Genomic DNA, 12,924 nt, shown 5'->3' on the forward strand with positions numbered 1-12,924 from the left:
AACCCGGCTCTTTCAACTCCTCCTGGAAGTGCGGCCGGCTTCGCTCACCGTCACAATACCATCAATGCTGCTCGGCGAAAGCACGATGGAGGCCGCGACCTGCAGGCCATTGCAGGCTGAAAGCAGATCCGCACCTTCCACTGCACCAATCAGACGGCACGCAGATGACCAACGGTGTCGCGGGCGGCGAAGTCGTGTGGTCTGGCGCCTCGACGCTGGCGTCAAGTGGGTGGGGGTCTCGGTCGGCCCGACCGGGCGCGGATGACCCAGTTCGAGTGAGTAACCATTCGAACGAGCGCAGGTGACGGGCGCTCCGTCTTGAGGATCGAGGGGTCAAGCACGCAATTCGGAGGCGAGCCCTCATCTATAGCAGCGTGCCACGCAGTATCAGCGAAGCCACACTGAAGTAGATGACGAGACCGGTGACGTCGACCAGGGTTGCCACAAAAGGAGCCGAAGCGCTGGCCGGATCGAACCCAATTCGTTGCAGAATGAACGGAAGCATGGACCCGGTCAACGAGCCGAACATGACGATGCCGATCAGGGCGACGCCGACCGTCGAGGCGATCAGTAACCAATGCTCGCCGTAGTCATAAAAGCCCAGATACTGCCAGAGCGAAATGCGTACGACGCCAACCAGGCCCAGCATCGTTCCGAGAGCAAGACCATTTGGGATTTCCCTCAGCGCCACGCGCCACCAGTCCCTGATCTGCAATTCACGCAAGGCCAATGCGCGTATGAGAAGGGATGTGGCTTGCGATCCGGAATTGCCCCCCGAGCTCATAATCAGCGGGATGAACAGCGTCAGCACGACCGCCTTCTCGAGTTCGCCTTCGTAGCCCTGCATCGCCGACGCCGTCAACATCTCGGACAGGAAAAGCGCGCACAACCAGCCACCGCGTTTCTTCATCATCTGCCAGAAGCCGACTTCCAGGTACGGCTCGTCGATGGCTGCCATGCCGCCGAACTTCTGAACATCCTCAGTACTTTCCTGCACGATGGCGTCGATGACGTCGTCGACCGTGACAATCCCAATGACGCGACCGCGCTCGACAACCGGCACGGCGAGCAGGTCGTACTTCGAGATCAGGCGCGCGATGTCTTCCCGGTCCATGAGGGGCGCGGCGGTGATCAGACGGCCAGGGCGAGCGACCGAGACCACGGGTGCATCTAGGTCCCCCGCAACGAGCCGGCGCAGGCTAACGGTCTTGACCAGCGACTGGCTGAGGGGATCCAGCACGTAGATCGCATAAACGGTTTCCCTCGTGCTTTCCACGTGGCGGATATAGTCGAGAGTCTGCCGGACGGTGTAGGTCGAGGGAACGCTGGCAAATTCCGTCGTCATGATCGATCCGGCGGTGTCCTTCGGGTATTCCAGCAGGCGGCGGATGTTGGCGCTGGCATCGGGCTCCAACAGATCGAGCAGCTCGGTGCGGTCAGACTCTTTTACCTGACGGAAGACGTCGGCGACGCGGTCCGCGGACATGCCTGCCAGAAGCTTCGCGGCGGCTTCCCGCGGCATACGCTCGACCAGTTCGGACTCGTGTTCCAGCCCGGGCTGGTCGAGGACCTCAATCGCGCGATCGGGCGCCAGATGAAGCAGAACCGCGACCGCAAGTTCCAGAGGCATGTCGTTGAGGGCTTCGACGATGTCGGGCGCACGTTCTTCGATCATGCTGGCGGCGACGAACGCCGGATTGACAATGTTGTCGGCCTTTGCCCCCGCATCCCGGACGTCGAGGTCGGTCATGATTCACATCCTCAGTTCGCTCGCCGGAATGGCTGATAGGCGTCGGGCCCAGCACTGTAAATCAAAGAAATCGAAGCCGGACCGAAGACGCAGTTGATCGATATCATGTGATCCGACCGGCTGCGCCGGTCGACCCCGGCTCAAGACCGGGGCAGGCTCTCTCCCGTGAGGGCCCGCGAGGGGAGGGCAGAGTCAGACCGAGCTCGCGGCGCGCGCGCTCGCGCGCCGGGGTATGACGGCCCCGCCTACCGCCCCTTGCCCGCCCTGCTCAGCAGGAACACGCCCTGCTCGCCGAACATGTTCCAGAACCACCAGGGCGCGTTGAGCCGCAGCGGGCGGCCGTAAGTGTCGAGCGCGACCGCGCGCTCCATCTTGACATTGATCACCTCGCACAGCTGCACGAAATCCTTGATGGTGCAGAAATGAATGTTCGGAGTATCATACCATGTGGCCGGCAGATTCTCGGTGCGTGGCATATGGCCGCCGACCAGGAGCTGCAGCCGCATCTTCCAGAAACCGAAATTCGGGAACGACACGATGGCGCGGCGTCCGATCCGCAGCAGATTTTCCAGCACCGCGCGTGGCTGCCGCGTTGCCTGCAAGGTCTGCGACAGGATCACATAGTCGAAGGCGTCGTCGGGATAATTGACAAGGTCGGTGTCGGCATCGCCCTGCACTACCGCGAGACCCTTGGCGACGCAGCGATTGACGCCCTCGCGCGACAGCTCGATGCCGCGGCCGTCGATGCCGCGGCTCTCCAATAGCTGCAGCAGATCGCCATCGCCGCAGCCGACGTCGAGCACTTTCGAGCCGCGCTCGACCATCTCGGCCACCAGCAGATGATCGCCGCGATACTGCCCTCTGTCCGGCGCCGCCGCGCCGTCGAACGGCAAGACCTGTTGCTGCAGGGACATGTCAGCGACCCGCCTTGGTCAGACCGCGCGCGGTGCCCGCCGATTGCAGGAAGGCGCGGGCGATATCGAAAAATTCGGGAACATCGAGCAGAAATGCATCATGGCCGCGGTCGGTCTCGATCTCGGCGAATGACACCCGGGCGCTGGAGGCGTTGAGCGCATGCACCAGCGCCCGCGACTCCGGTGTCGGAAACAGCCAGTCGCTGGTGAAGGACACTACGCAGAACCGCGTCTGGACGCCGCGGAAGGCCCGCGCCAGCACGCCGTCATGATCCGCGGCGATGTCGAAATAGTCCATGGCCCGCGTCAGATAGAGATAGCTGTTGGCGTCGAAGCGCTCGACAAAGGACGAGCCCTGATGGCGCAGATAGCTCTCGACCTGGAAATCCGCATCGAACGAGAATGTCGGCAGGTCGCGATCCTGCATCCTGCGGCCGAACTTGCGGTGCAGGGCCGCATCCGAGAGATAGGTGATATGCGCGGCCATCCGCGCGACGCCGAGGCCACGATGCGGATGGGTCCCCTGCTCGAAATAGCGTCCGCCATGCCAGTCCGGGTCGGCCATCACGGCCTGGCGGCCGAGTTCGTGAAAGGCGATGTTCTGTGCCGAATGCCGCGTGCTGCAGGCGACCGCCAGCGCCGAGAACACGCGGGCAGGATAGGCCGCAGTCCATTGCAGCGCCTGCATTCCGCCCATCGAGCCGCCCACCACGCAGAACAGCGTATCGATGCCGAGGCGGTCGAGCAGCATGGCCTGGGCGCGCACCATGTCCGGAATGGTGATCATCGGAAAATCCAGTCCCCACAATTTGCCGGTGGCCGGATTGGTCGATGCCGGCCCGGTCGAACCCATGCAACCGCCGATCACATTGGCGCAAATGATGAAGTAGCTGTTGGTATCGAGCGGCCGGCCCGGACCGACCATGGTTTCCCACCAGCCCGGCTTGCCGGTCAGCGGATGCACGTTGGCGACGTGCTGGTCGAGGGTCAGAGCATGGCAGATTAAAACCGCATTGGAACGTTCGGCATTTAGCTCGCCATAGGTCTGGTAGGCGATCTGGAACGGCTTGAGATCGATGCCGCAATCGAGCCTGAGCGGCTGGTCCGCGCCGAAGCGCGCCAACTTCGAAGTCGGATGGTCCGCCTCGTGCAACCGCTCGTCGGCATGGATCGCCGGGCCTGGTATCGGCTTTACATTTACCATCTTGCTACCGATCTCCTTGGGGAGGTCTGCAAAAGCACCGCGGAAATCAGGCCGTAAAAAACCCGGCCTGAACGTAAGTTCGACCGGGATCACTTCTGTCCCCGGCCTGTTTAGCGAGTTGTTTAACGTGGCTGCAAGCCGGCCGGCTCAAATGACCACGGAAGTGCTCAAATGTTAGTCTCAGGGCGGCGTCCCGTCAAGGCAAGCGACGGCGAAAGCGCCGTTATAGCGAGGAGGCGCCCTTGCGCCGTCTCGAAGCATGAGAGAGAACAGGCCTCCATCCTTCGCGACGCGGCAAGCCGCTCCCATGGGATGAGGATGTCACGCTTCGCAACGGATCAAAATCGCCACCCGTCCTCAGGTCTACCCATGTCTTCATCGCCTCCCGCCCCGCCTTCGCTTCAGGTGCTGCGCCAAGAGATCGACGCCATCGATGCGCAGGTGCACGGGCTGTTGATGCAGCGCGGCGACATCATCGATCGGCTGATCCAGGTGAAGCAGACCCAGGAAGTCGGCTCGGCGTTCCGGCCGGCGCGCGAGGCCGAGATGATGCGCCGGCTGGTCCAGCGCCATCGCGGCATCCTGCCGCTCGACACCGTCGAGAGCATCTGGCGCGTCATCATCGCGACCTTCACCTATGTGCAGGCGCCGTTTTCGGTGCATGCCGACATCTCCTCAGGCGAATCCGCGATGCGGGATTCGGCACGGTTTCATTTTGGTTTCACCGTTCCCTACGTCTCGCATTTCAGCGCGCAGGCCGCGGTCGACGCGGTGGCGAAGTCGAAGGGCGATCTGGCGCTGGTCTCCGCCACTTCCAGCCGCACCCCGTGGTGGATCGCGCTCGAAGCCCAGGGCGCGCCGAAGATCATCGCCAGGCTGCCCTTCGTCGAGCGCGCCGACCATCCGGCGGCGCTGCCGGTCTTCGTGGTGTCGCGCGTCGCCGACAGCGCCATGGTGACCGAGGTCGAGATGTGGAGCGTGCGGGTATCCGGCTGGAACGCCGAAATCGCCCGCGCGCTGTCACCGCTGGCCGAAGTCGTCGCGGTGCCGGATACCGCCTTCGACGGCGCAGCGCTGCTGGTGTCGATTGCGCCCAACCGCCTCGAAAAGATCAAATCGGCGCTGATCGAGGCCGGCGCATCCCTGCGTTCATCGGCCCTCGTCGGCAGCCACGCAACGCGCTATACGGTGCCCCCGAGCGGGGCGGCCGGATCCTAAGGCCGCCCCTGATTTTACCCGGAGTTCCAGGATGTCCCGCCCCGTGCCGAATCCCGGCATTCTCGATATTGCGCCCTATACGCCCGGCAAGAGTCCGGTGCCGGAGCCGGGCCGCAAGGTGTTCAAGCTGTCGGCCAATGAGACGCCGTTCGGGCCTTCGCCCCGGGCGATCGAGGTCTACAAGCAGGCGGCGTCGCACCTGGAGGACTATCCGGAGGGCACCTCGCGCGTGCTGCGCCAGGCCATCGGCCGCGCCTTCGGGCTCGATCCCGGCCGCATCATCTGTGGCGCCGGCTCCGACGAAATTCTCAATTTGCTGGCCCATACCTATCTCAGCCGCGGCGACGAGGCGGTCTCCACCAGCCACGGCTTTCTGGTTTATCCGATCGCGACGATGGCGAACGGCGCCGTCAACGTCGTTGCGCCCGAGACCAACTTCACCGCCGACGTCGATGCCATCCTGCAACGGGTCTCGCCGCGAACCAGGCTGGTGTGGCTCGCCAACCCGAACAACCCGACCGGCACCTATCTGCCGTTCGATGAGGTCAAGCGGCTGCGCGCCGGGCTGCCGCCGCATGTGCTGCTGGTGCTCGATGCCGCCTATTCCGACTATGTCTCGCGCAACGACTACGAACTCGGCATCGAACTGGTGGCCACGTCAGACAATACGGTGATGACCCACACCTTTTCCAAAATTCACGGGCTCGCCAGCTTGCGGATTGGCTGGATGTTCGGACCGGCCCCTATCGTCGATGCGGTCAACCGCATCCGTGGCCCCTTCAACGTCTCGACGCCGGCCATGCTGGCGGCGGTGGCGGCGATCGAAGATACCGCGCATCAGCAGATGTCGAAGGCCCACACCGAAAAATGGCGCAGCTGGCTGACCGATGAACTGACAAGACTCGGCCTCAAGGTGACGCCGAGCGTGGCCAATTTTGTCTTGATTCATTTCCCGCTTGAGCAGGGCAGGACGGCGGCCGATGCCGATGTGTTCCTGACCCGGCGCGGCCTGGTGCTGCGCGGGCTGAACAATTACGGCCTGCCGCACGCCTTGCGCATGACCATCGGCACCGAAGAGGCCAATCGGCTCGTGGTCGAGGGCTTGCGCGACTTCGTGGCGCGCCCGTGAACGCCGCGCCCCCCTTCAGGAGGATCGCGCTGATCGGCTTCGGGCTGATCGGCGGCTCGATCGCGCGAGCCGCGCGCCGGCAGGGGCTGGCGGCAGAAATCGTCACCACGGCGCGCTCGGAGCAGACCCGCGCGCGGGTCAGGGAGCTCGGCATTGTCGATCGCGTGGTGAAAACCAACGCCGAGGCGGTCGAAGGCGCCGATCTGGTTATCCTCTGCATCCCCGTCGGCGCCTGCGGCGCGGTGGCTCAGGAAATAGCCGGTCATCTCGCGCCGGCCGCCATCGTCTCCGACGTCGGCTCGGTCAAGGGCGCCGTGGTGCGCGAGATGGCGCCTCATCTGCCTGCCAGCGCGCATTTCGTGCCGGCGCACCCGGTCGCCGGCACCGAATATTCCGGTCCCGATTCAGGTTTTGCGGAGCTGTTCATCAACCGCTGGTGCATCCTGACCCCGCCTGAGGGTACCGAGCCGAGCGCGGTCGAGCGGCTGCGCGCGTTCTGGGCGGCGCTTGGCGCCAAGGTCGAGATCATGACGGCGGACCATCATGATCTGGTGCTCGCGGTCACCAGCCATCTGCCGCATCTGATTGCTTATACGATCGTAGGCACAGCGGATGAGCTTGAAGGTGTCACGCAATCCGAGGTGCTGAAGTTCTCCGCTGGCGGATTTCGCGACTTCACGCGTATCGCAGCCTCCGACCCGACCATGTGGCGCGACGTATTTCTCGCCAACAAGGAGGCGGTGCTGGAAATGCTCGGCACCTTCAACGAGGACCTCTCCAAGCTCACCCGCGCGATCCGCCGCGGCGACGGCGCGGCGCTGTTCGAGCACTTCACCCGCACCCGCGCGATCCGCCGCGGCATCGTCGAGATCGGCCAGGATTCGGCGGTGCCAGACTTCGGCCGGCCCACCGCGCAGCTGGGGAACAAGCCGGAACTCAAGGTTGATGTCGTAAGCTCCCCTCCCCCCACGCGCGTCGCGCGTGGCGGGGAGGGGTCGGGGGTGGGGGGTGGCGCGGCGTACACCGAAGCAGCGGTTCCTGCGGATAGACCCCCCACCCCCGACCCCTCCCCACCGCTTCGCGGGGGGAGGGGAGAAGCAGATCCGATTCAATAGTTTTGGCGTCTGTCCTTGATAGAGCCCGGCCTGGGGTCCCGGCTCTGCACAGCAGCGCGAAAAACGCCGCACCGGCTCCGGGACACGCGATCCTCAGAACAGCGGCGGGATCTGCCCTACCTTCAGCGGCCCGAGAAAAACCTGGCCGTCGACGAAACGCAACGGAAAGGCCCGCGCCTTCTTGCCTTCAAGGACGGCTTCCTTGCCGAGCGCGTTGAGACCGGCGGCGACGCCGACCGTGGCATTCTGCTTGACCACCTTGCCGAGACCGGGGATCGCGCGATCGAGTGCGCCGAGCAGGTTGTTGACATCCTGGGTTTTGACGCCGGGCGCGACGCGATCGAGGGTGGCCTGCGGCACGCCCTGCTCGAGCATCTTTTCAATGCCAAGCGCCGGTATGACCTTCTCGATTCCGGCAACTGTCATCTGCACTTCGCCGTCGAGACGGCCGTTGACAGTGAGACCCAGCGAGCCGGCGGCAACCGCAATCAGATCGCCCTGCTGGATCCGGGACTGCACGATTTCGACATGGCCGCCGGCGGCCTGCAACTCGCGCAACCGTTCGGGCCAGGGCTTTGGCGAGAAATCCTTCAACCCGCTCAGGATCGCCCGCACATCGGCATCGAACGGCTCCGCGAGCAGCGGATGCACCCCCTGCACGCTGCCGGCGGCTATGCTAAGCGCGGTTTCGATCATGGGACGATCGTTCGGCGTGCCTTCGAGTTGGCGGCTATGCAGTTCAATGTGCTTGGCGCGCGCCTGCGGCGCCTGCGCCGGGCCATTGACCGCTGCGATCTCGGGGTTGTCGAACACCAGCGAGACGCGCTGCGGAACGCCCGGCAATCCGACCACGCTGCTGCGGGCCTTGCTCCAATTCACCGTCATGGAGGGCAGCTGACCTCGATCGGAGATCGTTGCCGGCGCGGTAAACTCCGCGATCAGCCGTTTCGGATCATAGACCTGCGCCACCACCAGGATTTCGCCGAGTTTTGCCGTGAGCGGCGTTTGCGTCGCGGCCGATCCAGCGGTCTGCGACACCAGCGACACGCTGGCACCGTCGCAGCGCACTTCGAGCCGGAACGGAAAGCCGGCGACCGTTCGCCGCGCGCAGTCGTAGAGCCGGCCGGACTTCGCCTCGCGGGCGCGCCAGGCATCGACGGACCCGTCGACCTCCGAGGCCGCGTAGAACCAGAACGCGCTCCATCCCGCCGCGGCGATCAGGAGCAGGACTGGCATGAAGAAAAGCCGCCAAAGCGGGCGCCGGCGCGGCGCGAGAGCAATATCGGACATGCGACGACCTTTGGCCAAGGATTTTGTCAATTAAGAGATGCACTGCGGTACAATCAAGTTAATGCAAGTTAATGGAGGCTGAGGCGGGGTAATTCTGCTTCGCCTGCCAAGATTCTTCTGATAGCCGTGCGCGCGATGCCTGCCAAGATCCAGTCCGAAGCGGAATTATTCAAAGGCGAGCTGTGGGTGTTTGGTTATGGCTCGCTGATGTGGCGGCCCGGCTTTACGTTCACTGAGCAGGTCCCGGCGCGGCTGATCGGCGAGCATCGCGCGCTCTGCGTCTACTCCTTTGTGCACCGCGGCACGCCGGAAAAGCCCGGCCTGGTGCTCGGCCTCGACCGCGGCGGCGCCTGCCGCGGTATCGCCTTTCGGGTCGCCGAGCAGCACCGCACGGCTACGGTCGCCTATTTGCGCGCGCGCGAGCAGGTCACGTCGGTCTACCGCGAGGTGGTGCGCTCGGTATGGCTCGAGAACGAGCCCCGACAGCGCGTCAGCGCGCTTGTCTACGTGGTCGACCGCGGTCACGTGCAATATGCCGGGCGGCTGTCACTGGCGGAGCAACTGCGTCATGTGCAGCAGGGCCATGGGCAATCCGGCGCCAACCGCGACTATGTCATTGCCACCGTGAAGGCCATCGAAGCGGAAGGTTTTCGCGACCGGCCATTGCATCAGCTGGCGTTGATGCTGCACAACGAGACGCCACAGCACCGGTGACTTCACTTCCGGAGGGGGAGTGTAAGCGCCGCCTCAGGCTTTGACCGAACCCGGTACCCGATCGAACAGCTGCGCCTGCTCCTGCCGCGCGGCGTCAACCAGCCGGTCGGTGGCGTCCTCGATCGATGCCCTGATTCGCGCGATGAATTCCCTGCGCGGCAGACCAGGCGGCAGCGGATCGAGGAACTCCACGACCAGCGTGCCGGGATAGCGCATGAATGTCCGCCGCGGCCAGAACAGTCCGGAATTCAGCGCGACCGGAATGCAGGGCACCCCGCTGCTGGCATAGATCTGCCCCACCCCGGTCATATAGTGCGGCGGCGCGCCGACCGGGGTGCGGGTGCCTTCGGGGAATATAATCAGCTGCCGGCCGCTGCGGATTTCCTTTGGCGCACGCCGCAACATCTGCATCAGCGATCGCTTGCCGCCGCCGCGGTCGACGCCGATCATCTTCGACTTCATCAGATACCAGCCGAAGAAGGGAATCCAGCCCAGTTCGCGCTTGTAGATGAACAGCGGCGCATCGAAGAACTGCAACAGAGCGAATGTTTCCCAGAACGACTGATGCTTCGACGCGACGATCAGCGGCCCCCGCGGGATTTTCTGCAGCCCGCGATATTCGACCTTGGTGTTGCAGATCACGCGCAACAGCCAGATGCTGCTGCGCGCCCAGCCCTTGGCGAACACCATAAAGGCCCGCGGTGGCATCAGAAAGCTGGGAAGCGCAACGAGGATCCAGAACACCAACAGCGCGTAAAACAGCACGTTGTAAACCAACGAACGCAGGAAGATCAAAACCATCGAAAACCCGATCAGTTGGTTTGAGCCGTCGCCGGCCGGGGCGGCGCGATCGATCCGGTCGGCGGCTCGTCAGGTTCGGGCGCCAGTTCGAGACCCGCATCAGCTAGGCGCACCCGCACCTCCGCGGCGACGTATTTGACATACTCCGACAGCAACAGCCGCAACGTCGCGCCATTCGTCCACCATGGTTCATCGCGCCATTTGTCGCCGACCACCGCGAACGGAACAAGCGTCATGTCGGGCATGGCGTGCGACAGTTCGACGATGGCCCGCGGCATATGGTAGTTCGACGTCACCACGATCAGCGACTTGAAACCGCGCTCATGCGCCCAACGCCGCGTTTCCGCGGCATTGCTGCGGGTGTTGATGGCGGAGTGGTCGAGATCGACGCAGCAGCTCAACAGCGATTGGTTGTCGGGCAGCGAACGCGAGATATCGCTTGCCGCGCTGGTCGGATGCACGCCGGAAATCAGCAGTCGCTTGCCATAGCCGGCGGCTAAAAGTTCGATCGCGTCGGAGACGCGCGAAGAACCGCCCGTCAGCACCACGATGCCGTCGGCAGGGCTGGCAGGTTTCATCTCGGCGCCGCGCAACTGCGACAGAAACCCGACGAAGCCGATCGCAGCACTGACGAACACAATGGCCAGCGCCGCGACGACAACGGCGCGCAGCCAGCCCCGCGGCGCTGACATCGACGCATTTGGCGCTTTATCGTCGGGCTGCAAGCTCATGCGACGCTGGCGATTCCTTCTCCAACCCAAGTCTAGAAGCTTTTCAGACCAAGTGGAGTCTGCTTTGAGCCGGGATTGCTTGCAGCGGCGTCAGTCGATGTCGTCCAGCGTGGCAAACACCGTCCGCCGCGATGCCCAGGCCGTGACCGCCGCGATCAGCACGGCCTGCACCGCCAGCGCCAGATAGCCGGTCGGACGCAGCGAAAAAGTTCCCAGCAATCCCGCGAATTGATCTCCGACCGGGGTACCCGAGAACCAGCCGGCGATCGATTCGGAGAACCCGAAAGCCAGCATCGCGGCGCCGCCGCCGATCACCCCGCCCTGCAGTCCGAGCCGCAGAAAATGCCGCAGGAAGCGATTGGCGATGTAGTGGTCCCCGGCGCCGACGAAGTGGAGGACTTCGACGATCGGGCGATTTGCCGCCATCGCACCGCGCGTTGCAAACGACACTGAAATGATGGTCGCGATGATCATCAGAGCGAGGATGCCGACGCCGGCCAGCACGGTCGCGCCGGTCATCGTCCGCATCCGTTCGATCCAGGCGCGGTGATCGTCGACGCTTGCCGTCGGCGCCACCTGCGTCATGCGGCTGCGCAGCGCTGCCAGGTCAGGCACGGTTCCAGGCTGAACCCGCGCGACAATGACCCGCGGCACCGGCAGATCGTCGAGCGACAGTCCGCTGCCAAGCCATGGTTCCAGCAATTTGGCGGACTCGTCTTTGGTGAAAGGCCTGATCTCCACGATGCCCGGCTGCGCGCGCATCGCCTCGGCAACCGCCGCCGCGTCGCGGTCGATATCGCGCCCGGGAGCCGGGCGCACCTGAATGGTGAGTTCGCTCGCCACCTCCGACTGCCACTCCGCCGCCGACGCGTTCACCAGCAACACGGTTCCGGTGGTGATCGAAGCCAGGAAGGTCATGATGGCGACGACGGCAACCAGCGCCCGACCCGCGATCGAGGCGCGCGGCACGATCGGCGACAGATTGCGCGCCTTCGCCGGCACCTGCGGGCGATCATAGCCGAGATCCACCAAGGTGCCGTGCGCGTCGCCGGTTCTACTCATAGATATGCAGCCTTCCCTGATGCAATACCATCCGCCGCGCCTCATACTGGTCCATCAGCGAGATGTCGTGGGTCGCAATAATGACAGCAGTGCCGGATTTGTTCAATTCGATGAACAGCCGCAGCAATCGCCGTCCGAGCGTCGGATCGACGTTACCGGTCGGTTCATCCGCCAGCAACAGCTGCGGCCGCGAGATCACGGCGCGCGCGATGGCCGCGCGCTGCTTCTCGCCGCCGGACAGGATCGGCGGCAGAGCATCCATCCGCTCGCCCAGACCGACCCATTTCAAGAGATCGATGACCTCCTTGCGATAGCTCGATTCCTCGCGTCCCATGACGCGGAACGGCAGCGCCACGTTTTCGTAGGTCGTCATGTGATCGAGCAGTCGAAAGTCCTGCAACACGATGCCGATCCGCTTGCGCAGGTTGGCGATTTCTTCCTTGCCGAGCAGCGAAACGTCATGGCCGAACAAGGTGACCAGGCCGCGGGTCGGCCGCAGTGACAGGAACAGGAGCCTGAGCAGCGAGGTCTTGCCGGCGCCGGACGGGCCGGTGAGGAACTGGAAGGAGTGGGCCGGGACCAGAAAATTAAGGTCGCGCAGAATCTCCGGGCCAAGCCCGTAGCGCAATCCGACATTTTCGAACCGAACCAAGCTCAGCTCCGTTCGACGTAAGGCGGCACCGGGAACCTGAATCCGAAGGCCTGGGGTTCGCTGGTTTCGCTGCGGCTCTGAAATAAACAAATTGTTTGTGCGTCGGTTATGGTTTCCGATTCGTTAACGGTCGCCTTGTAGCCTCCTGGCAGCGTCATTGTGGCGATTGGCTCCATGCACATCATCTGTCCCCATTGTACAACGTCCTACGTCATCGATTTGGCTACTTTGGGCTTGGCCGGCCGTAGCGTGCGTTGTTCCCGGTGCAAGGAAGTCTGGCTGGCGCGGCCGGGGGATGCGATCGCGGTCGAAATACCCAGCTTTGAGATGGCCGCAACCGCCGA

Annotated in this window: 12 protein-coding genes, 1 pseudogene and 1 riboswitch; of the genes and pseudogenes, 5 read left to right on the forward strand and 8 right to left on the reverse strand. The window is 64.1% G+C overall.

From position 1 onward, the window contains the following. Nucleotides 1-364: 364 nt before the first annotated feature. The 3 genes from mgtE to metX form a co-directional block, all read right to left on the reverse strand. Complete coding sequence (mgtE, locus tag ABSG20_RS16665) at nucleotides 365-1,675, reverse strand: magnesium transporter (RefSeq protein ID WP_423865621.1); 1,311 nt, start codon at nucleotides 1,673-1,675, stop codon at nucleotides 365-367. A 320-nt stretch (nucleotides 1,676-1,995) separates the two neighbouring features. Beyond that, nucleotides 1,996-2,664 (reverse strand): methionine biosynthesis protein MetW, encoded by a 669-nt coding sequence (gene metW, locus ABSG20_RS16670; protein WP_423865611.1) that lies wholly within the window; start codon nucleotides 2,662-2,664, stop codon nucleotides 1,996-1,998. Between the two features lies 1 nt (nucleotide 2,665). Further along, a complete protein-coding gene (gene metX, locus ABSG20_RS16675; RefSeq protein ID WP_423865612.1) occupies nucleotides 2,666-3,868 on the reverse strand; it encodes a homoserine O-acetyltransferase MetX in 1,203 nt (400 codons plus the stop codon). Between the two features lie 89 nt (nucleotides 3,869-3,957). Beyond that, nucleotides 3,958-4,037: riboswitch (SAM riboswitch) on the reverse strand. A gap of 200 nt (nucleotides 4,038-4,237) precedes the next feature. On the opposite strand from metX, the gene ABSG20_RS16680 reads away from it, so the two are divergent. The 3 genes and pseudogenes from ABSG20_RS16680 to ABSG20_RS16690 all read left to right on the forward strand — a co-directional run. Continuing rightward, nucleotides 4,238-5,086, forward strand: coding sequence for a chorismate mutase (locus ABSG20_RS16680; RefSeq protein WP_423865613.1), 849 nt, complete (start codon nucleotides 4,238-4,240; stop codon nucleotides 5,084-5,086). Between the two features lie 31 nt (nucleotides 5,087-5,117). After that, complete coding sequence (locus ABSG20_RS16685) at nucleotides 5,118-6,215, forward strand: pyridoxal phosphate-dependent aminotransferase (protein WP_423865614.1); 1,098 nt, start codon at nucleotides 5,118-5,120, stop codon at nucleotides 6,213-6,215. Continuing rightward, a pseudogene (locus ABSG20_RS16690) lies at nucleotides 6,212-7,135 on the forward strand (prephenate/arogenate dehydrogenase family protein); the annotation flags it as partial. The gene ABSG20_RS16685 and the pseudogene ABSG20_RS16690, both read left to right, overlap by 4 nt. Nucleotides 7,136-7,423: 288 nt before the next feature. Here ABSG20_RS16690 and ABSG20_RS16695 read toward each other — a convergent pair. Further along, a complete protein-coding gene (locus tag ABSG20_RS16695; protein WP_423865615.1) occupies nucleotides 7,424-8,620 on the reverse strand; it encodes a DUF2125 domain-containing protein in 1,197 nt (398 codons plus the stop codon). A gap of 135 nt (nucleotides 8,621-8,755) precedes the next feature. Between ABSG20_RS16695 and ABSG20_RS16700 the strand changes: the two genes are divergently transcribed. Then, nucleotides 8,756-9,334, forward strand: a complete 579-nt coding sequence (locus ABSG20_RS16700; RefSeq protein WP_423865616.1) for a gamma-glutamylcyclotransferase — start codon at nucleotides 8,756-8,758, stop codon at nucleotides 9,332-9,334. Nucleotides 9,335-9,367: 33 nt separating this feature from the next. Here ABSG20_RS16700 and ABSG20_RS16705 read toward each other — a convergent pair whose 3' ends face one another. The 4 genes from ABSG20_RS16705 to ftsE form a co-directional block, all read right to left on the reverse strand. Then, nucleotides 9,368-10,135 (reverse strand): lysophospholipid acyltransferase family protein, encoded by a 768-nt coding sequence (locus tag ABSG20_RS16705; RefSeq protein ID WP_423865617.1) that lies wholly within the window; start codon nucleotides 10,133-10,135, stop codon nucleotides 9,368-9,370. An 11-nt stretch (nucleotides 10,136-10,146) separates the two neighbouring features. Continuing rightward, nucleotides 10,147-10,866, reverse strand: a complete 720-nt coding sequence (locus tag ABSG20_RS16710) for a YdcF family protein (protein WP_423865618.1) — start codon at nucleotides 10,864-10,866, stop codon at nucleotides 10,147-10,149. Nucleotides 10,867-10,956: 90 nt separating this feature from the next. After that, entirely contained in the window at nucleotides 10,957-11,928 is a 972-nt protein-coding gene (locus ABSG20_RS16715) for a cell division protein FtsX (RefSeq protein ID WP_423865619.1), read from the reverse strand. Further along, nucleotides 11,921-12,580: a cell division ATP-binding protein FtsE gene (gene ftsE / locus ABSG20_RS16720; protein ID WP_423865620.1), complete on the reverse strand. Its 660-nt coding sequence runs from the start codon at nucleotides 12,578-12,580 to the stop codon at nucleotides 11,921-11,923. The genes ABSG20_RS16715 and ftsE overlap by 8 nt, the downstream gene beginning before the upstream one ends. Before the next feature lie 174 nt (nucleotides 12,581-12,754). Between ftsE and ABSG20_RS16725 the strand changes: the two genes are divergently transcribed. Then, on the forward strand, nucleotides 12,755-12,924 hold a 170-nt coding region (locus tag ABSG20_RS16725), incomplete at its 3' end, for an MJ0042-type zinc finger domain-containing protein (RefSeq protein WP_423865622.1).

The organism is Bradyrhizobium sp., from assembly GCF_049512235.1.
Classification (GTDB): Bacteria; Pseudomonadota; Alphaproteobacteria; order Rhizobiales; family Xanthobacteraceae; genus Bradyrhizobium.